Source organism: Aureimonas sp. OT7, from assembly GCF_014844055.1.
GTDB lineage: Bacteria > Pseudomonadota > Alphaproteobacteria > Rhizobiales > Rhizobiaceae > Aureimonas > Aureimonas altamirensis_A.
In genome coordinates this window covers 1128557-1149125 of record NZ_CP062167.1, presented here as the reverse complement: position 1 = coordinate 1149125, position 20569 = coordinate 1128557, and the positions used below count along the sequence as shown (strand labels likewise).

17 protein-coding genes and 2 pseudogenes are annotated in these 20569 nt (G+C 66.3%); 1 reads left to right on the top strand and 18 read right to left on the bottom strand.

Annotated elements, in window-relative coordinates; genetic code table 11:
• The first annotated feature begins 7 nt into the window (after window positions 1–7).
• Entirely contained in the window at window positions 8–688 is a 681-nt protein-coding gene (locus IGS74_RS05540) for a TlpA disulfide reductase family protein (RefSeq protein WP_192390018.1), read from the top strand.
• A gap of 418 nt (window positions 689–1106) precedes the next feature.
• Here the strand turns inward: IGS74_RS05540 and IGS74_RS05535 are convergent, their stop codons facing one another.
• From IGS74_RS05535 to miaB, 18 genes and pseudogenes are all read right to left on the bottom strand, one after another.
• On the bottom strand, window positions 1107–1421 hold the full coding sequence (locus tag IGS74_RS05535; RefSeq protein WP_192390017.1) for a hypothetical protein: 315 nt from the start codon (window positions 1419–1421) through the stop codon (window positions 1107–1109).
• 7 nt (window positions 1422–1428) lie between these two features.
• Complete coding sequence (pnp, locus tag IGS74_RS05530; RefSeq protein ID WP_039188383.1) at window positions 1429–3561, bottom strand: polyribonucleotide nucleotidyltransferase; 2133 nt, start codon at window positions 3559–3561, stop codon at window positions 1429–1431.
• Window positions 3562–3760: 199 nt separating this feature from the next.
• A complete protein-coding gene (gene rpsO / locus IGS74_RS05525) occupies window positions 3761–4030 on the bottom strand; it encodes a 30S ribosomal protein S15 (protein WP_039188381.1) in 270 nt (89 codons plus the stop codon).
• A 163-nt stretch (window positions 4031–4193) separates the two neighbouring features.
• A complete protein-coding gene (gene truB / locus IGS74_RS05520) occupies window positions 4194–5174 on the bottom strand; it encodes a tRNA pseudouridine(55) synthase TruB (RefSeq protein WP_192390016.1) in 981 nt (326 codons plus the stop codon).
• Window positions 5174–5602, bottom strand: coding sequence for a 30S ribosome-binding factor RbfA (rbfA, locus tag IGS74_RS05515; RefSeq protein WP_039188376.1), 429 nt, complete (start codon window positions 5600–5602; stop codon window positions 5174–5176). The genes truB and rbfA overlap by 1 nt, the downstream gene beginning before the upstream one ends.
• A gap of 138 nt (window positions 5603–5740) precedes the next feature.
• A pseudogene (gene infB / locus IGS74_RS05510) lies at window positions 5741–8437 on the bottom strand (translation initiation factor IF-2); the annotation flags it as partial.
• A gap of 330 nt (window positions 8438–8767) precedes the next feature.
• Window positions 8768–8911 (bottom strand): annotated as a pseudogene (locus IGS74_RS20455) (translation initiation factor IF-2 associated domain-containing protein); the annotation flags it as partial.
• On the bottom strand, window positions 8912–9640 hold the full coding sequence (locus IGS74_RS05505) for an RNA-binding protein (RefSeq protein WP_246723118.1): 729 nt from the start codon (window positions 9638–9640) through the stop codon (window positions 8912–8914).
• 57 nt (window positions 9641–9697) lie between these two features.
• Complete coding sequence (gene nusA, locus IGS74_RS05500; protein ID WP_192390014.1) at window positions 9698–11287, bottom strand: transcription termination factor NusA; 1590 nt, start codon at window positions 11285–11287, stop codon at window positions 9698–9700.
• 105 nt (window positions 11288–11392) lie between these two features.
• Window positions 11393–12037: a ribosome maturation factor RimP gene (gene rimP, locus IGS74_RS05495; RefSeq protein ID WP_192390013.1), complete on the bottom strand. Its 645-nt coding sequence runs from the start codon at window positions 12035–12037 to the stop codon at window positions 11393–11395.
• 115 nt (window positions 12038–12152) lie between these two features.
• Window positions 12153–12854, bottom strand: coding sequence for a tRNA (guanine(46)-N(7))-methyltransferase TrmB (locus IGS74_RS05490; RefSeq protein ID WP_192390012.1), 702 nt, complete (start codon window positions 12852–12854; stop codon window positions 12153–12155).
• The gene (gene metK / locus IGS74_RS05485) at window positions 12854–14071 is read right to left on the bottom strand and encodes a methionine adenosyltransferase (RefSeq protein WP_192390010.1); all 1218 of its coding nucleotides are present in this window, start codon (window positions 14069–14071) and stop codon (window positions 12854–12856) included. Before metK ends, IGS74_RS05490 begins: the two co-directional genes overlap by 1 nt.
• A 200-nt stretch (window positions 14072–14271) precedes the next feature.
• Window positions 14272–14742, bottom strand: coding sequence for a helix-turn-helix transcriptional regulator (locus IGS74_RS05480; protein WP_052194492.1), 471 nt, complete (start codon window positions 14740–14742; stop codon window positions 14272–14274).
• A 116-nt stretch (window positions 14743–14858) separates the two neighbouring features.
• Complete coding sequence (gene lnt, locus IGS74_RS05475) at window positions 14859–16436, bottom strand: apolipoprotein N-acyltransferase (protein WP_246722967.1); 1578 nt, start codon at window positions 16434–16436, stop codon at window positions 14859–14861.
• Window positions 16433–17473, bottom strand: a complete 1041-nt coding sequence (locus IGS74_RS05470; protein WP_192390008.1) for a hemolysin family protein — start codon at window positions 17471–17473, stop codon at window positions 16433–16435. Before IGS74_RS05470 ends, lnt begins: the two co-directional genes overlap by 4 nt.
• Before the next feature lie 27 nt (window positions 17474–17500).
• Window positions 17501–18046, bottom strand: a complete 546-nt coding sequence (ybeY, locus tag IGS74_RS05465; RefSeq protein WP_192390006.1) for an rRNA maturation RNase YbeY — start codon at window positions 18044–18046, stop codon at window positions 17501–17503.
• A complete protein-coding gene (locus tag IGS74_RS05460; protein WP_192389996.1) occupies window positions 18043–19095 on the bottom strand; it encodes a PhoH family protein in 1053 nt (350 codons plus the stop codon). Before IGS74_RS05460 ends, ybeY begins: the two co-directional genes overlap by 4 nt.
• Entirely contained in the window at window positions 19092–20525 is a 1434-nt protein-coding gene (gene miaB, locus IGS74_RS05455) for a tRNA (N6-isopentenyl adenosine(37)-C2)-methylthiotransferase MiaB (RefSeq protein ID WP_052194675.1), read from the bottom strand. Before miaB ends, IGS74_RS05460 begins: the two co-directional genes overlap by 4 nt.
• Between the last annotated feature and the right edge of the window lie 44 nt (window positions 20526–20569).

Genomic DNA, 20569 nt, shown 5'->3' with positions numbered 1-20569 from the left:
TTCCATCATGCAGTCGTCGCCGCAGCAACCGTCCCCCGGCAAGGAGCCGCGCAAGCGCTCGCTTTTCAGCTTCGGCACCCTGGCGCTCTTTGCCGGCGTCGCGGCCGGCGCACTTGGCGTATACGTGATCGAAAGCCGCTCTGGCAACGAAGTTGCGGGCAATTGCCCCGTCGACGATCAGTTGAAGGCGCGGATCGACGCGGCCGCGCGCGGCGAAGTGGCGGCGATGGTGGCCATGGACACGCCCTTCGATGCCACCGCGCTGGCCTTCAAGGATGCGGACGGCGTGCAGACCAGCATCGGCGCGATGGCCGGGCAGACGCTGCTGGTCAACCTGTGGGCAACGTGGTGCGTGCCCTGCCGGGTCGAAATGCCGGAGCTCGACCGTCTCCAGGCGGAAGCGGGCAGCGATGCCTTCGCGGTGGTGCCGATCAACCTGGATCTCGGCGAGACCGACAAGCCGCAGGCCTTCTACGACGAGATCGGGCTGACCCATCTGCCCATGTACCGGGACGAAACGCTGAAACTCTTCAACGATCTGAAGGGCAACGGAGTCGCCTTCGGCATGCCGGTCACCATGCTCGTCGACAAGACGGGCTGTGCCCGCGGCGTCATGAACGGGCCGGCCGAATGGGCCGGGGCCGATGCGCGCGCCCTGATCGACGCCTTCATGTCCGGGGGCGGCTGACGCGCCAATGATCGTGCCGGATGCGAAAGCCTGAACGCCTGAACGCGAAAAGGCCGGGTTGCCCCGGCCTTTCCGATAGTCTTGACGCAAGTGCAGCTTAGGCGGCGTCTTCCGCGTCCTTGCGGATTTCCTGGCCGGACGCCTGGTCGGCGACCTTCATCGACAGGCGGACCTTGCCGCGCTCGTCGAAGCCCATCAGCTTCACCCACACCCTGTCGCCTTCCTTGACGACGTCGGTCGTCTTGGCGACGCGGTCGGCGCCGAGCTGGCCGATGCCGATGCGCGCGCCCTGATCGACGCCTTCATGTCCGGGGGCGGCTGACGCGTAACGATCGCGCCGGATGCGGAAGCCTGAACGCCTGAACGCAAAAAGGCCGGGTCGCCCCGGCCTTTCCGATAGTTTTGACGCAAGCGCAGCTTAGGCGGCGTCTTCCGCGTCCTTGCGGATTTCCTGGCCGGACGCCTGGTCGACGACCTTCATCGACAGGCGGACCTTGCCGCGCTCGTCGAAGCCCATCAGCTTCACCCATACCTTGTCGCCTTCCTTGACGACGTCGGTCGTCTTGGCGACGCGGTCGGCGCCGAGCTGGCCGATGCCGATGCGCGCGCCCTGATCGACGCCATCATGTCCGGGGGCGGCTGACGCGCCAATGATCGCGCCGGATGCGGAAGCCTGAACGCCTGAACACGAAAAGGCCGGGTCGCCCCGGCCTTTCCGATAGTTTTGACGCAAGCGCAGCTTAGGCGGCGTCTTCCGCGTCCTTGCGGATTTCCTGGCCGGACGCCTGGTCGACGACCTTCATCGACAGGCGGACCTTGCCGCGCTCGTCGAAGCCCATCAGCTTCACCCATACCTTGTCGCCTTCCTTGACGACGTCGGTCGTCTTGGCGACGCGGTCGGCGCCGAGCTGACTGATATGGACGAGACCATCGCGCGAACCGAAGAAGTTGACGAATGCGCCGAACTCGACCGTCTTGACGACCGTGCCTTCGTAGACGCCGCCGACTTCCGGCTCCGCCACGATGGAGTGAATCCACTTGCGGGCCGCCTCGATCTCCTTGCCGGAGGACGACGCGATCTTCACCGTGCCGTCATCCTCGATGTTGATCTTGGCGCCGGTCTTCTCGACGATCTCGCGGATCACCTTGCCACCGGAGCCGATCACGTCGCGGATCTTGTCGGTCGGGATCTGCATCACCTCGATGCGCGGGGCGAACTCGCCCAGCTCGGAACGGCTCTGGGACAGGGCCTTGGCCATCTCGCCGAGGATATGGATACGTCCGCCACGGGCCTGCTCGAGGGCGATCTTCATGATCTCCTCGGTGATGCCCTGGATCTTAATGTCCATCTGGAGCGAGGTGATGCCCTCGTCCGTACCGGCCACCTTGAAGTCCATGTCGCCGAGGTGATCCTCGTCACCGAGGATATCCGACAGAACGGCGAAGCGCTCGTCTTCCTTGATGAGGCCCATGGCGATACCCGCAACCGGACGGCCGAGCGGCACGCCGGCATCCATCAGCGCCAGCGAGGTGCCGCACACCGTGGCCATCGACGAGGAGCCGTTGGATTCGGTGACTTCGGACACGACGCGCAGCGTGTAGGGGAAGGCTTCCTTCGCCGGCAGCATCGGCCGGATCGCCCGCCAGGCCAGCTTGCCGTGGCCGATCTCGCGGCGGCCGGGCGAGCCCATGCGGCCCGTCTCGCCGACGGAATAGGGCGGGAAGTTGTAGTGCAGCAGGAAGGTTTCCTTGTAGGTCCCCGTCAGCGAGTCGACATACTGCTCGTCCTCGCCGGTGCCGAGCGTCGCCACTACGAGGGCCTGCGTCTCGCCACGCGTGAACAGGGCCGAGCCGTGCGTCCGCGGCAGAAGGCCGGCTTCGGCGACGATCGGGCGGACCGTATCGAGGCTGCGGCCGTCGATGCGGCTCTTGGTGTCGAGGATGTTCCAGCGCACGATCTTGGCCTGGAGCTCCTTGAAGACCGAGCCGATCTCTTCCTTCGTGAAGCGCGGGGCTTCGTCGCCCTCGGGCAGGAAATGCGCCGAGACCTTTGCCTTGACGGCGTCGACGGCGGCATAACGAGCCTGCTTGTCAGTGATCTTGTAGGCGTCGCGCAGTTCGGTTTCGGCCAGCTTCAGCATCTCGCCTTCGAGGGCGGAGTAGTCCGGCGCGGCATGATCGCGCGGCTCCTTGGCCGCATGCTCGGCCAGCTGGATGATCGCGTCGATCACCGGCTGGAAGCCGCGATGACCGAACATGACGGCGCCGAGCATCGTCTCTTCGTCGAGCTCCTGCGCTTCGGACTCGACCATCAGGACGGCGTCCTGCGTGCCGGCAACGATGAGATCCAGCTTGGATTCGACCATTTCATCGACATGCGGGTTCAACTTGAACTCCCCGCCGATGAGGCCGACGCGCGCCGCGCCGATGGGGCCCATGAAGGGCACGCCCGACAGCGTCAGCGCGGCGGATGCGGCCACCATGGACACGACGTCCGGATCGTTCTCGAGGTCGTGCTGCAGAACGGTGACCACGACCTGCGTGTCGTTCTTGTAGCCTTCGGCGAAGAGCGGGCGGATCGGCCGGTCGATCAGGCGGGAGACGAGCGTCTCCTTCTCGGACGGGCGGCCTTCGCGCTTGAAGTAACCACCGGGGATGCGACCGGCCGCAAAGGCCTTTTCCTGGTAGTTGACGGTCAGCGGGAAGAAGTCGAAGCCGGGCTTGGGCGCCTTGGCGGAGACGACGGTCGCCAGGACCGTGGTCTCGCCGTAGGTGGCAAGGACGGCGCCGTCGGCCTGCCGGGCGATCTTGCCCGTCTCAAGCGTCAGCGGGCGGCCGGCCCATTCGATTTCCACTTTATGGGTGTTGAACATCGTTGAATCGTTCTCTTCTGATTGCCGCGGCGCAAAGGGCGCCGCCGGCGTTCCGTTGGTTGGAAACGCACATGGGCAAGACGGCGGGAGGCTTCCACTGCGCAAGGGCGGCGCAAGCATCCGGCAATCCTGCCCCATGGGCGCCTGGGGCAGATATCGAAAGGGCGGGCTCCGTCAGGAAACCCGCCACTTTCAGTCTTTAGCGACGCAGGCCGAGGCGCGAGATCAGCGCCTGGTAGCGCTCTTCTTCGCGGCTCTTCAGGTAGTCAAGAAGACGACGACGCTGCGAGACCATCTTCAGGAGGCCGCGACGCGAGTGGTTGTCCTTCTTGTGGCCTTTGAAGTGCTCGGTCAGGTTGGCGATGCGCTCGGAAAGCAGGGCTACCTGCACTTCCGGCGAACCGGTGTCGCCTTCCTTGGTCGCGAATTCCTTCATAAGCTCGGCCTTGCGCTCAAGCGTGATCGACATCGTGTTTCCCTTTCGTATTCAGGAGGGTCGGGACACCCAAAGCCGGGATGTCGTCCAGCATGGGTCGTTACTCGCTCTGGCCCGTGGGCCGGCGATCGGCGGGATATAAGCCAAAACCGTTCGAAATGCCAGCCCGCCCCATGCGGGCCGCATCATGCCCGCGTCAGCGACCGCCGAAGACGCGGCGCGGATGGAAGGAGCCCTGCTCGATCGTGCCGATGGCGATCAGCCGCCCAAGCCCCGTGGCGAACGCCTCGTCGCAGAAGGCCGGCGCGTCGCGGCCGCGCAGCAGCACGGGGTTGCCGGACAGGACCCGCGCCGACTGCTCGTCGCTGAGGCTGACTTCGTACAACTCGCCGAGCGCCTCGGATGCGTCCAGGAGATAATCGTCGAGCGGCGTGAAGTCCACGACCCGCGCCCGCGCGCCCGCCGTCACGGCCTCCTCGCCCAGGGTTTCGCGGCCTTCGTCGGCGGCGGCTTCCAGCTCCTCCAGCGTCACCATGTCGGCCTCGTCGAAGGCGCCGACGCTGAGGCGCCGAAGGTCGATCACATGCCCGAAGCAACCAAGGTCGCGGCCCATGTCGCGCGCCAGGGCGCGGACATAGGTGCCCTTGCCGCATTCCGCCTCGAAAATCGTGGTCTGGGCGTCGGGCATGGACACGATGTCGAGCCGGTGGATCGTCACGCCGCGCGCGGCGATCTCGACCGATTCACCGCCCCGGGCGAGGTCGTAGGCCCGCTCCCCATCGATCTTGATGGCCGAGTACTGGGGCGGCACCTGCGAGATTTCGCCGCGATAGGCGTGCATCACCTGCTCGATGGCAGCCTGTTCCGGGCGCAGGTCGCTCGCCCGCAGCACCGGGCCTTCGGTATCGTCGGTCGCCGTCTCGGCACCCCACCGGACGGTGAAGCGATAGACCTTCTGGCCATCCATGACATAGGGCACGGTCTTGGTCGCGTCGCCGAAGGCGATGGGCAGCATCCCGGATGCCAACGGGTCCAACGTGCCTGCATGGCCCGCCTTCTGCGCGAAATACAGCCATTTCAGCTTGGAGACCGCATCCGTAGAGCCGAGGCCCTTCGGCTTGTCCAGGATGACCCAGCCCGAGATCGGGCGCCCTTTCGGCTTGCCGCGGCGGGCCATCAGCGTCCCTCCCCGCCGGTATCGTCGTCGTCCGCGTCGTCGAGATCGCGGGCAACGGCAGGTGAGCGCAGAATAGCGTCGATACGGGCGAAATTGTCGAAACTGTCGTCGGCGCGAAAGCGGATATCGGGCATGTACTTCATCTGTCTGAGAGCGGGCGTGGCGCGGCCCCGCAGGTATTTCCGGTTCTGGTTCAGCGCGGCGACGAAGGGTTCGCAATCCTCCTGGCCAAGCACCGTCACATAGGCGGTCGCCAGTTTCAGGTCGGGCGTCATGCGCACTTCCGTGACGGACACGACCGCCCGCTCCAGGAGCGGATCGCGCAACTCGCCGCGTTGCAGAATTTCGGTCAGCGCGTGGCGAACCTTTTCGCCGACGCTGAGCTGGCGCTGCGAGGGCGCCTTGGAGGGATTGGGGCTTCGGGCCATGTTACGTCGTTCAGCCTGGCATGATGGAAATCGATGGACGCACCCGCCGACCATGCCGGCCGGGAGCGACGTTGAGCGATAACGGCAAGAGGCCCGGCGCATGACGCCGGGCCGAAAGCATTGCCGCCGAAGACGCCCCTAGAGCGAGCGGGCGATGTGCTCCACGCGGAAGCATTCGATGACGTCGCCCTGGCGGATGGCGTCGTACCGCTCGAAGGCCATGCCGCACTCCTGGCCGGCCGGCACTTCCGCCACTTCGTCCTTGAAGCGCTTGAGCGTCGACAGCTTGCCCTCGTGGATGACGACACCGTCGCGGATGAGGCGCACCCCGGCGCCGCGCTCGACGCGGCCCTCGGTGACCCGGCAACCGGCAACCTTGCCGACCTTGGTGATGTGGAAGACCTCGAGGATCTCCGCATTGCCGAGGAACGTCTCGCGGCGCTCCGGCGACAGGAGGCCCGACATCGCCTGCTTAACGTCATCCACCAGATCGTAGATGATGTTGTAGTAGCGGATCTCGATGCCTTCGCGCTCGGCGGCCTGCCGGGCCTGTGCGTTGGCGCGGACGTTGAAGCCGATGATCGCCGCATTGGAGGCGGCGGCCAGCGCCACATCCGACTCGGTGATCGCGCCGGCACCGGAATGCACCAGGCGTGCCGCGACTTCGTCGGTGCTGATCTTTTCGAGCGCCCCGGCGATGGCTTCGACCGAACCCTGCACGTCACCCTTGATGACGAGCGGGAATTCCTTCAGGCCGGTCGCCTGAAGCTGGCTCATCATCTGCTCGAGCGAGCCGCGCTGACCGGCCGACTTGGCGACGGCCTTCTCGCGGGAGACGCGCTGGCGGTACTCGGCGATCTGGCGGGCCTGCGCCTCGTTCTGCACGACGGCAAAACGATCGCCCGCACGGGGCGTGCCCTGCATGCCGAGAACCTCGACGGGCATCGACGGCGCGGCTTCCTTTACCTGGCGGCCCTGATCGTCGACCAGCGCACGCACCTTGCCCCACTCGTTGCCGGCCACGATGATGTCGCCGGTGCGCAGCGTACCCGCCTGCACCAGAACGGTGGCCACCGGGCCGCGACCGCGGTCCAGCTGGGCCTCGATGACGACGCCTTCTGCCGGCCGGTCCGGATCGGCCTTCAGTTCGAGCACTTCGGACTGCAGCAGGATCGCATCGATCAGCTTGTTGAGGTTCGTGCCGGCCTTGGCCGACACTTCGACGTCCAGCACTTCGCCGCCCATCGATTCGACGAAGACCTCGTGCTGCAGCAGGCCGTTGCGCACCTTGGACGGATCGGCCGACGGCTTGTCGATCTTGTTGATCGCCACGATGATCGGCACGTTCGCGGCCTTGGCGTGCTTTATGGACTCGATCGTCTGCGGCATGACGCTGTCGTCGGCCGCCACCACCAGGACGGCTATGTCGGTCGCCTGGGCGCCGCGGGCACGCATCGCCGAGAACGCCTCGTGGCCGGGCGTGTCGATGAAGGTCACCTTCTGCCCGTTATGCTCGATCTGGTAGGCGCCGATGTGCTGCGTGATGCCGCCGGCTTCGCCGGAGACGACGCTGGTCTTGCGGATCGCGTCCAGAAGCGACGTTTTGCCGTGGTCGACGTGACCCATGATGGTCACGACCGGCGCGCGGGGCAGCATCTTGTCGGGGTTGTCGACGACGTTGAAGAAGCCTTCCTCGACGTCGGACTCCGCCACGCGCTTCGCCGTATGGCCGAATTCTCCGGCGATGATCTCGGCAAGGTCGGCGTCGATGACGTCGCCCGGCTTCATCATCTGGCCTTGCTGCATCAGGTACTTGATCACGTCTACCGCACGTTCCGACATGCGGTTGGCCAGTTCCTGGATGGTGATCGTCTCTGGAATAATCACTTCTCTGGAAATCTTCTCTCGGCTTTGCGACTGCTGGGAACGCCTGAACTTCTCCTGACGACGACGCATCGAGGAGAGGGAACGTCCGCGTGAATCCTCGTCGGACAGCGCGCGGTCGAGGTTGACCCGGCCGGCGCGCCGGTCGTCCGTGCCGCGCGTGCGGGCGGGACGGGCGGCATCCGCCGCCACTCCGGCACCGGGGCCGGGGCTGCGACGGCGCGCACCTGCCCGGTTGGCGCTGTCGTCGTCCTCGGTGGCACGGCGGCTTCCACGCGACAGATCGCTGCGGGCCGCCGGCTTGAGGCCCAGCCCGTCATCGACGGGCGGCGGCCCGGGGATGACCGTTTCGGCAACACCGCCGCCGCGCTTCTGCGGCTTGGCCTGGGCACGCCGTGCGGCATCCTCCTCGGCCTTGCGGCGCGCCGCTGCTTCCATCTCGACGCGCGCCGCCTCTTCGGCCTGCCGACGCTCGCTTTCCTCGAGTTCGGCACGGCGGCGCTGGTCTTCACCGATGCGGCGTGCTTCCGCTTCCTGGAACAGGCGGCGGTCTTCTACCTCGCGCTGGCGCGCCAGTTCGAGGGCGCGCTTGCGCGCATCCATTTCCTTGGACGACAGATCGGACAGTACGGCGCCACGCGGCTGCCGGCCGGCCGGGGCCGGTGCACCGCGGTTGCCGTCACGATTGCCCTGGCCACCCGGGCCGGATCGGCCGGGTGTCGTCCCGCGGTTGCGGTAGGCCATATTGCCACCCCCGCGATCCTGGCGGGATGCATCCTGGCGCGGAGCGCCGGCAGAGGACGCCGGCGCCGCGGGGCGCGAAGCCGCCGGGTTTGCCGGACGTGCCGTTGCGGCAGGGGGCGTGGTCGCCGGGGCCGTGGTGGCCGCAGCCGGGGCGGCCGGAGCCGGAGCGGCAACGGCAGGCGCCGCCTCACGCGCCGCCGGGGCGGGCGTCGGGGCCGGCTTCGGTGCTTCGGCAACGGGCTCGGCGGCCTTGGCGGCCGCAGCTTCGGCCTCGGCGGCACGGCGCGCCGTGTCCGCTTCGGCTGCCGCGGCGCTGGCGGCGGCTGCTGCCGCCGCTGCAGCCTCTGCTGCCTCAGCCTCGGCGGCCTTGCGGGCCCCTTCCTGCCGTGCCAATTCCTCGGCGGCGGCGCGTGCCGCCTTCGCTTCGTCCTCGGCCTGCGCATTGGCAAGCGCCTGCGCCTGCGCCGGCGTCAGGCCGCTCCGGGCAGCGCCATCGCCGGGACGCGCATCCTCGGGCTTGGAGAACTTGCGCTTCTTCGTTTCGACCACGACATTCTTCGTGCGCCCATGCGAAAAATTCTGCCGCACGGTGGATTGCTGGACCCCACCGGGCTTGATCGACAGAGTCTTCTTCGAATTGACGCTCAGAGTCTTGTCGTCGCCGGATTTGGTATCGCTCATTTACGCTTCCGCTTCCTGCGTGGGTGTCGTCCCACGCCTATCGTCCGTGCCGCAGAGATAGCCGGGCTTCCCTGCATGTTCGTTCGAGACCGTGTCGCCCCGGGCGGCATCCCGCTCCGGCAACCCGTTCTCATCGGAGCCTTGCTCCCTGAAATTCGCCAGCGCCCGAAGGCGCTTCAGGCACGCCGTACCCGCACTTCCGGCAAGAACGGCAGCATGTATCACATTATCGCCGCCGAGTGCCAAACCCATTTCGTCGCTGGAAAAGGAACTGAACACCGATACCGGCTTCACCCCGCCCGCCGTCGCCGCCTTGACGGCGCCATCGAGCTTGCGGATTCCGTCGGGCGCACCATCCAGCGCGTGGATCAGCGCGACGGCCTTGCCGCCACGGATGGCGGCATCGACCTTGGATGCGCCCGTCACCACCTGGCCGGCCTTGCGGGCCATCCCGAGGGATCCGAGCGCAGAGCGCGACAGAGCCGCGTCCACCGTATCGGCCAGTTCCGGCCCGGCCTTCACGTCCTGGCGCAGCGCCCGTTTCAGAAGCCCCTTGCGGACGACCTCCTCCACCACCCTGCGCCGCGCCTCGACGTGCGCGCCGCGTCCGGGCAACCGCCGCCGCAAATCCGGTACGACGGTGCCGTCCGGCGCCGCGACCAGCCGGACAAGCGCGTCCGGATGCATGGTCGTGCGGGAGAGGATGCACATGCGATCGTTCAACTGCACCTCCTCTTCCACCGTTCGTCACCTCGTTCCCGTCCTGCCTGCGCCGATAGGTGTCGGTCAGGCTTCCTCGTCTTCGGCCGTCTCGGCTTCCTCGACGGCGTCGGCCGAAATCCAGCCCGCCTTGATGCGCGCCTGCATGACCATGGCTTCGGCATCCGCGCGGCTGACATCGAAGGCCGAGAGGGCGCCGGTAAAACGCTTGGTTTCTCCGTCCTTGCGCTCGGTCCAGCCGACGAGGTCGTCCGCGGCGCAACCGGCGAAATCCTCGAGCGACTTCACATCGTCCTCGCCGAGGGCCACGAGCATGGGTGTCGTCAGCCCGTCGATCTCACGCAGATCGTCTGAAACGCCGAGTTCGCGGCGACGTGCGTCCAGCTCCGCCTCGCGCTGATCGAGATACTCACGCGCCCGGGTCTGGATTTCCGAAGCCGTATCCTCGTCGAAACCTTCGATTGCAGACACCTCGTCCGAATCAACATAAGCTACTTCCTCTACCGAGGAAAAGCCTTCCGACGCCAAAAGCTGGCCGACCATCTCGTCGACGTTGAGCGCGTCCATGAACAGCGCCGACCGCTCGACGAATTCCTTCTGTCGGCGTTCCGATTCTTCCTGCTCGGTCAGGATGTCGATATCCCAGCCGGTCAGCTGCGAAGCAAGGCGCACGTTCTGGCCCCGGCGACCGATCGCAAGGGATAGCTGGTCATCCGGAACGACGACTTCAATACGCTCGGCGTCCTCGTCCAGCACGACCTTGGCGACTTCGGCCGGCTGCAGGGCGTTGACCAGGAAGGACGCGGCATCCGGCGACCAGGGGATGATGTCGATCTTTTCGCCCTGCAACTCGCCGACGACCGCCTGCACGCGAGAGCCGCGCATGCCGACGCAGGCGCCGACCGGGTCGATGGACGAATCGCGCGAGACCACGGCGATCTTGGCGCGCGAGCCGGGATCGCGGGCCACGGCCCGGATCTCGATGATGCCATCGTAGATCTCCGGAACCTCCATGGTGAACAGCTTCGCCATGAATTGCGGATGCGTCCGCGACAGGAAGATCTGCGGGCCGCGCTGCTCGCGGCGGACATCGTAGACATAGGCGCGCACGCGGTCGCCATAGCTGAAGATCTCGCGCGGGATCTGCTCATCGCGGCGGATGATGCCCTCGCCCTTGCCGAGATCGACGATGACGTTGCCGTATTCCACGCGCTTGACCGTGCCGTTGACGATCTCGCCGACGCGGTCGCGGTATTCCTCGTACTGCTTGTCGCGCTCGGCCTCGCGCACCTTCTGCACGATGACCTGCTTGGCCGACTGGGCCGCGATGCGGCCGAATTCCATCGGCGGCAACTGCTCGGCGATGAAGTCGCCCGGCTCGGCGTCGGGGTTCTTGTCGCGCGCCAACTCCAGGTAGATCTGCGTCGAGGGATCGTCCACATCGTGGACCACTTCCAGCAGGCGCTGGAGCTTGATCTCGCCGGTGCGGGAGTTGATGTCCACGCGAATATTGGTGTCCTGCCCGTACCGGGCCCGCGCCGCTTTCTGGATCGCGTCGGCCATGGCCGCGATCACGATCTCGCGGTCGATAGACTTCTCGCGCGCGACGGCGTCTGCGATCTGCAGAAGCTCAAGCCTGTTCGCACTGACTGCCATTGACGTCATCTCCTGTTCGCGGCCTTCCGGCCCGCCGGGCTGTCATGCCGGCCGCTTGGCGCTCGCCAATGGCGGCGCTGTCCAACTCTGGGCGTCGGGGCCGACCTACTGGCGCGCCCCGATATCCGCATCGTCACCGCCATCGCCGGCCACGCCCTTGCGCGCCATCTTCTCGTGGCGCAGCGATGCCTGGATCAGTTCATCCGTCAGGATCAGACGGGCCTCGGCAATGGCATCGAGAGGCACGAGAACGCTGGCCTCCTCGCCATAGGCGGGCTGATCGCGGTCGAGGCGGATCGAATCGCCCTCGACACCCGTGACCTTGCCGCGAAACCGCTTGCGGCCATCGAGCAGGCGGTTCGTCTCCAGCTTCATCAGATGCCCGGCCCAGACTTCGAAGTCGTTGCGACGCACCAGCGGCCTGTCGATGCCGGGCGAGGACACTTCGAGATGGTAGGCCCGATCCAGCGGGTCTTCCACGTCGAGCACCGGCGAAACGCCGCGGCTGACGGCCTCGCAATCCTCGACGGTCATGGTGCCGTCCGGCCGCTCCGCCATGATCTGCAGCGTCGTACCGTTAAGGCCCGACATGCGGATGCGGACGAGGCGATACCCCAATTGCTCGATGACGGGCTCGACGATGGCGGCGATGCGCCCTTCGAGCCCTTCCTCGACGATGATGCGGTTGTCTACGTTCACGGACACTCCGGAAAAGCGATCGTGCCGGGGAGACCCCCGACAGGGATTCATCGCTGCGAAGCCCTATCAACAAAAAAGAGCGGGACCGGCTGGACCCACTCTCACGAAGACATCGCAGAGAATTTGAGATGGCATATACCCACTCCGGCCCGTCTTTTCAAGCCAATCAGGCAATGTCCCGGCGCAGGAAGGTCAGATAGGCGGGCCGACGCCCCTCCCGGAAAGCCTTCGCCTCGTAGCGCGTGCCGGGCCACGCCTCGTAGGGCGTGTGCCAGTCGCGGGCGCTCGTTGCCGCCCAGTCGAAGGCGGCATGCGCGTCGATATGGGCGAGTGTCCAGTTGACATAGGTATCGATGTCGGACGCAAACCGGAACCTTGCGCCGGGCCGCAGCACCCGGGCGAACCGGTCCAGATTGCGCGGATTGACGAAGCGCCGCTTGAAATGCCGCTTCTTGGGCCAGGGGTCCGGATAGAAGAGATCGATGCCGGCAAGCGAGGCTTCCGGCAGCCAGTCGAGCAGCCGGGTCGCGTCGTCGCCGTACAGGCGCAGGTTGGGAAGCGGATCGGCCTCCAACGCAGCCAGCATCTTGGCCATGCCGTTGACGAAGGGTTCGACGCCGATGAAGCCGACATCGGGAAACCGCGCCGCCTCGTGACGCAGATGCTCGCCGCCCCCGAAGCCGATCTCCAGCCTGACGGCTTCGACCGGGCGGGCGAACAACTCCTCCGTCCGCGCCGGGGCGGGTTTCGACAGGTCCACGGCAAGGTTCGGCAGACGGCCATCGATCAGGCCTTGCTGCCATGCCGTCAGCGTCTTGCCCTTGTGGCGGCCGAAGAAGGCCTCCCGCGAGCGTACGGGGTGCGACATCACGCCCTGGCCGCTGCCACTGCCGCCTTCAGCCTGGGCGCAAGATCGGTCTTCTCCCAGGAGAACGCACCGTCGCGGCCGGGCTTGCGGCCGAAATGTCCATAGGCGGAGGTGCGCGCATAGATCGGACGGGCAAGCTGGAGATGCTCGCGGATGCCGCGCGGCGTCAGCTTCATGACGTCGCGAATTGCCTTTTCCACGACATCCTCGCCAACCTTGCCGGTATCGTGCAGGTCGACATAGATGGAGACGGGCTCGGCGATGCCGATCGCGTAGGAAAGCTGGATCGTGCAGCGATCGGCCAGCCTGGCCGCGACGACGTTCTTGGCCAGATAGCGCGCCGCATAGGCGGCGGACCGGTCCACCTTGGTCGGATCCTTGCCGGAAAAGGCGCCGCCGCCATGGGGTGCCGCGCCGCCATAGGTATCGACAATGATCTTGCGGCCGGTCAGCCCGGCATCGCCATCGGGACCGCCAATGACGAACTTGCCGGTCGGGTTGACGTGCCAGACGCAGTCCTCGGCGATGGGAAGCTCGGCCGTGGCTTCGCGCACGAAGGGCTCGACGATGCGGCGGATATCCTCGGAGCCGAGGGACTCGTCGAAATGCTGCGTCGACAGGACGATCGAGCTGATCGCCGAAGGGGCGCCGTCCTTGTAGTGAACCGTCACCTGCGTCTTCGCATCGGGGCCGAGCTTGCCGGCCTCCCCCTCGCCTGCCTTGCGGGCCTGCGTCAGGCGCTCGAGGATCTTGTGCGAATAATAGATCGGTGCCGGCATCAGCTCGGCGGTCTCCCGGCAGGCATAACCGAACATGATGCCCTGGTCGCCGGCGCCTTCGCTGGCCTTGTTGCCTGCGTCCACGCCCTGCGCGATATCGGCGGACTGGGCATGCAGCAGAACGTCGATCTTGACTTTCTTCCAGTGGAAGCCTTCCTGCTCGTAGCCGATCGCCTTGATCGCGCGGCGCGCCGCGGCCCGCACCTTGGAGCGGATCTGCCGCTCGTCGAGCGAGCATCGCACCTCACCGGCGATGATGACCCGATTGGTGGTTGCAAGTGTCTCGCAGGCGACGCGGATCTGGCCGGCGTCCATGCCGATCTTCTTTGCCTCGCGGTAGAACAGGTCCACGACCTCGTCGGATATGCGGTCGCAAATCTTGTCCGGATGGCCTTCCGACACACTCTCGGACGTGAAGAAGAACTCGTTGCGCTGCATGAATGCCAAACCTTGCCGCCGAAGCGGAATGACGCGGCCCAAGGGCCCTGGACAGCCGGCGGAACCGGCCGATCGACGGGGGAACGACGGTGCGGGAGGCACGATCGTTCAACGCAAGGGGTTTGGCGAGACGCGGCTTCCGCGTCAAGGGGGAAGATGCGAACGGGCGCCTGAACGCCCGTTCAGTCCGTTACCGGGGCTTACTGCCGGAAACCGCGCTGCGGCTTGCGGTTGGTTGCGGCCAGCGTGTCGGCGAGCTCCAGGACCATGCGCCGGACGTTCGGATCGCTGATATCGCGGAACCGCTCCAGCAACCGGGCCTCTTCGGCCGAAAGGCTGTCGCCACCGATCCAGCCGCTTCCCTCGCCCTCGGCCATGCCGCCACGGGCCGACGCCACCGCCGGAACCCCTTCGAAGAAGCGCATCAGCGGCACTTCCAGGACGCGTGCGATATCGCAGAGACGGCCAACCGTAATGCGGTTGGTGGCGTTCTCGTACTTCTGCACCTGCTGGAACGTGATGCCGAGACGATCTCCGAGCCATTCGCGGCTGACGCGGGCGCGCATCCGGATCGCCTGGATCTGACGACCGACGATGACGTCGGCCTCGTCGGGCTTTTTCTTGTTGACCCGACCTTCGGGCAATTGATTTTGCTGCACTGTCAAATCCATGGGCTTCAATACCTCTGTCTCCACCAATTTCCTTGTAACCATATTTATCCAACAATATCCATCTTACTCTATAGGATTATGTTTATTGCGCAGAATTGCGCAACCGTCAATGGCGATCAGGAATGGCTGCGGCGGAGGGCGACGACCGTCAGCAGTGCGGCTGCCGACAACAGCCAGGCGACGAGGTTTCCATGTTTCGAGACCATCGTTTCCGGGCCTGGCGCCGGCAATGCGGCGGCGATGGTTCCACGTTCGCCGAGGTCCATGCGCGCCACGTCCCGGCCAACCGAATCGGTGACGACCGAGATGCCCGAATTGGCCGCCCGCACCAGCGGCAGGCCCAGCGCCAGGGCCGTCAGCCGGGCATGGGCGAGATGCTGGTAGGGGCCGGGCGTATCGCCGTACCAGGCATCGTTTGTGACGTTGAGGACGAACGCGTCGCCGGGCTGTCGCCGGATTTCGCCCGGGAAGATCACTTCGTAGCAGATCAGCGGCAGGAAGGGAGGAACGCCGTCCACTTTGCCCGATCGCCGCTCCTGCGCGGCCGAGAAGCCACCCGGGAGCTGCGTCAGCTGCATGATCCCGAGCTGCTCCAGCAACGACTGGAACGGTAGATACTCGCCGAAGGGGACGAGGTGCAGCTTGTCGAAGCGGCCGTCGACCGTGCCGTCCGGCCGGATCGCCAGGATGGAATTGTAGTAGCGCGGCTCGGCGCCGGCGCGCTCTTCCATGCGGGCGGCGCCGGCCAGAAGCCGGGCACCCGGGCCCAGGCTCTGCGCGACGGCATCGACGACGGGCGACCTGTCGGAGATCAGGTATGGAAAGGACGATTCCGGCCACACGACGATCTCGTCCGGGGGGCTGTCCGCGCGGGGGGCGGTCATGTCCATCAGCAGCCGCAAGATCGCGTTCGCTTCGGCCGGGTCCCATTTGCGGCTCTGGTCGATCGCCGGCTGGACGATCCGGACATGAGCGGGCTCCGGCTCCGGCGCGGGCAGCTCCGCCGCCAGGCGACACGCCCCGTACACGCTGTGAAACGCAAGAAGGGACAGGCCGATAGCCGCCACCGTCGGCCGTCCTGCCTGCCTGCGGAGGGCCAGCACGGGCAGCGAAAACACCACGACGCCCACCAGCGTCAGCCCGTGCGTGCCCCATATCGCCGCGGACTGCATGAACAGCGGCCAGGGCGCCGCCATCATGCCGATTTCGTTCCAGGGAAAGCCGGTCAACAGCCGGGCGCGTAGAAATTCGGCCAGCGTGAAGGCCAGCGCCAGCACGAGGATGCGTTCGGCACCCGACGACCAGAAACGCCGTGCGGTGGCGACGGCCAGGCCGAAATACACGGCCAGCACCGCCGGCAGGCCCAGGACGGCCAGCGGCAGCGCCCACCAGAAGGCGGCGGCATCCACCAGCATGGCGGCGCCGAGCCACCAGAGTCCACCGATGAAATAGCCGAAGCCGAACCACCAGCCGAGTCGGAAGGCGGCAGCCAATCCCTCGCCCCGTCGCGCCAGACCGTCGATGGCCAGGACCAGCATGGGAAAAGCGATGAAGGCCGCCGGCACGATATGATACGGCGCCAGGCCCAACGTGGCGATGGCGCCCGCCAGGGCGGCCAGCGCGGCGCGGCGCCAGCCAGCCGCGCCGAACGGCCGTTCAATGACGGCCGCAGGCACCCCGGCCGGCAGCGTCAAGCGTGCAACGCCACGGCGTTGGCGGCTCCATCGACGTTGCGCAGGATACGTACCTTGCGGACACGGCGGCTGTCGGCCTCGAGGACTTCGAGCCGATAGCCGCTGATGGCGTCGATGATGACGCCTTCGGGCGGTATATCGCCGTATTCGAGCACGACGAGCCCGCCGATCGTATCGGCTTCGTCCGCATAGGGCGCGATGTCGAAATCGACCCCGACGCGGTCGCGGACGTCGTCGAGGTCGGCACGCGCGTCGACCATGAACACGCCATCGGCCTCGGGCTGGATCAGCTTGTCCTCGTCGTCATGCTCGTCCTCGATGTCGCCGACGACGATCTCGAGGAGGTCTTCCATGGAAACCAGACCGTCCGTACCACCATACTCGTCGATCACGAGGGCGATCTGGATATGGCTGACCTTCATGCGGCTCATCAGTTCGAGCGCGGGCATCGAAGGCGGGACGAACAGAACCTTGCGAATCAGGGCCAGCTCGGAAAGCGGCTTGTCCAGGCGCACGGCAGCAAGGTTCAGTGCCGGGGCTCCCCCACCCTCGGCTCCCAGTGCGCACTCGGTGATATGGTCGACCAGGTCGCGGATGTGCACCATGCCGCGCGGGTCGTCCAGGCCATCGCCATAGACCGGCAGGCGGGAATGGCCGCACTCTCGGAACTTCACGAGCAACTCGCCCATCGTGGCGTTGATGTCGACGGCCTCGATCTCGGATCGCGGCACCATCGCGTCTTCGACGCGAACTTCGTGAAGCCCGAGAATATTGGTCAGCATGACCTGCTCTTCGCCGGTCAGGCCGGATCCCTCCTCGGCATTCATGAGTGCCTCGGCGATCTTTTCTCTCAGAGGTAGGGGTACCTTCGGCTTGAGCAGCGAGAGAAACTGCTCGAAAAAGCCGGGTTCCGACGATTTGCGCTCGTCGGGGCGCGGACTTCGGTCTTCGTTGGCGGCGTCGCCATCGCTATAGGCGGCCTCGACCGAGTCATGCGCGTTGTCGGCAGACGTGCTGCCGCTCGCGGTCCTGTTCATCCCTTTATCCATCGTATGTTCAACATCTCAGTCGACCGGATCCACACCGGCTACCCCGCCAGAATCGGCGTAAGGATCGGCAATTGCAAGCGTCGAAAGCACAAGAACCTCAAGACGCTCCATCTGTTCGGCCTCCTCGGCCTCTTCATGATCGTAGCCCAGAAGGTGCAGCATGCCATGAACGACCAGATGACGGAAATGATCCGCCAGCGATTTTCCGTCGCGCAGCGCCTCCCGCTCCAGCGTCTGGCGCGCCAGCACCAGGTCTCCCGCCATGGCTCCGGGCGTGTCGCCGGGCGCCAGTTGCACGATGGGAAACGAAAGGATGTTCGTCGGCTTGTCCTTGCCGCGCCACTGGCCGTTCAAAGCGCGCAGCATCGTATCGTCGGCAAGCGTGACGCCGACCTCGGTGACGAGGCTTGGCATCATGCCGGCCCCGGCCAGGGCCGCGCCCACGGCCTCGACCGCGAGCTGCGCCGCATCCGGCAGGATGCTGTTCCAATCCGCGTCTTCGATCGACAGGATCAGATCGACCGACGGATAGCCGGCCGCGTGCAACGGCTCATCGTTCATGCCGGCGATGCGGCTCCCGCCTGGACCGCTTCCCGCTGGCGTGTTGCATCGCCCTCATAGGCTTCGACGATGGCCTGGACCAGCTTGTGCCGCACCACGTCAGCGGACTGGAAGCGCACCGTCACGATGTTGGATACGCCGGCCAGCACGCGAAGCGCCTCCACCAGGCCGGACTTCTGGCCGGGCGGCAGATCGATCTGGGACGGATCGCCCGTCACCACCATACGGGCGTTTTCGCCAAGGCGGGTCAGGAACATCTTCATCTGCATGGTGGTCGTGTTCTGCGCCTCGTCCAGGATCACGGCGGCGTTGGCCAGGGTGCGGCCACGCATGAAGGCGAGCGGCGCGATCTCGATGGCGCCGGCCGCGATGGCCCGCTCCACCTTTTCGGCGGGCATCATGTCGTAAAGCGCGTCGTAGAGCGGGCGCAGATAGGGGTCGACCTTCTCCTTCATGTCGCCGGGCAGGAAGCCCAGCCGCTCGCCGGCTTCCACGGCCGGACGCGACAGGATGATCCGCTCCACCTGCCCGCGCTCCAGCAGTTGGGCAGCGTAGGCTACCGCAAGGTAAGTCTTGCCGGTGCCGGCCGGCCCGACGCCGAATACGAGTTCGGCCCGCTCCATCGCCCGCATGTAGGCGTCCTGGGTCGGCGTGCGGGCGTGGATGGTCTTCTTGCGGGTGGATATCTGGGCCAACGCCATTCGACCCTTCTTCTCGAGCGTCGGAAGGACGAGTTGGTCGTCCTGCGCCACGGCCATGCGAATGGCCCCTTCGACGTCGGACGGCTGGATATCGTGCCCTGCCTGAAGGCGGGCATAGAGCATATCGAGTGTCCGGCGGGCCTGTTCGCAGGCCATGGGCTCGCCGCGAAGCTCCACCTGGTTGCCGCGCGCACGCGCATCGACATGCAGTTTCTGCTCCAGAAGGGCGAGATTCTCGTCGAACTTTCCGAAAAGCGCCCCTGCAAGACGATTATCGTCGAAGGTCAGCACGATATGGGCCATGTCCGAAGCACCGGAAGCCGGTGACATGCCGCGCGCTGGTGTCATGCGCTCTCCCTCAGGTCGTGTTGGGTGAAGTTTCCGGCGGCGCCGGCACGGACGCCTTGGACCCGGGGCTCGGCGCCCTCTGCCATCAGCGAATTGGGCAGTGAAGAGGCGATCCGAACGGATACGATGTCGCCGACCGCGCCGGCGCTATCGGGCACGACCACCGGCAGCAGGAAGGGCGAGCGCCCAACCATCTGCCCGGCGTGCCGGCCGGACTTCTCGATGAGCACGTCGGTGGTGCGGCCGACGAAGCTTTCCTGGAAGGCTACCTGCTGTTCCCGCAGCAGGGCCTGCAGCCGTTCGAGGCGCTCGGACTTCACGGCCTCGGCGACATGGCCGTCCATCGTGGCGCCCGGCGTGCCGGGGCGCGGCGAATACTTGAAGGAGTAAGCCTGCGCATAGCCGATCTCGCGCACGATCTGCAAAGTCGCCTCGAAATCGGCGTCCGTCTCGCCCGGGAAACCCACGATGAAATCGCCCGACAACGCCAGGTCGGGACGCGCTGCGCGAATGCGCGCGACCAGCCGGACGTAGTCCGCCGCCTTGTGACGACGGTTCATCGCCTTCAGGATCGCATCGGAACCGGATTGGACCGGCAGGTGCAGATACGGCATGAGTTGCGGCAGGTCGCGATGCGCCGCGATCAACGCATCGTCCATATCGCGCGGATGGGACGTCGTGTAGCGCAGGCGCGCGATGCCCGGCACCTCTGCCAGCGCATGGAGCAGGTCGGCGAAATCGCCGGTCGCGCCGGTCCAGGCGTTGACGTTCTGGCCAAGCAAGGTCAACTCGCGGACGCCGGCATCGGCAAGGCGCCGCGCCTCTTCGACGACGTCGGCCATCGGCCGCGAGACTTCCGCGCCGCGCGTATAGGGCACCACGCAGAAGGTGCAGAATTTGTCGCAGCCCTCCTGCACGGTCAGGAACGCGGTGACGCCGCGGCTGGCGATCTGCTTCCGGTTTTGCCCGGGGAGATGGCGGAACTTGTCCTCCACGGCATAATCGGTATCGACGACGCGCTCGCCGCGGGCCACGCGGCCCAGCGCCTCGGGCAGACGGTGGTAGGTCTGGGGGCCGACGACGAGGTCCACCACCGGCGCGCGCGCCATGATCTCGGCGCCCTCGGCCTGCGCCACGCAGCCCGTGACGCCTATGGTCATGGCCTCGCCGCGCTCGGCGCGCTCGGCCTTCAGCTCGCGGATGCGGCCAAGTTCCGAGTAGATCTTCTCGGCTGCCTTTTCACGGATGTGGCACGTGTTGATGAGGACGAGGTCGGCGTTCTCGATCGTGTCCGTGGGTTCGTACCCGTCGCGCGACAACGCATCGCCCATGCGCTGGCTGTCGTAGACGTTCATCTGGCAACCATAGGTCCGGATGAAGACCTTGCGGCTATTGCTGCCCGACTTACCTTCGTTCGCTGTTTCGGTCATCGATCCTTCCGGGATGCCGGCGAGCCGGCCCACGTCCTTCAATA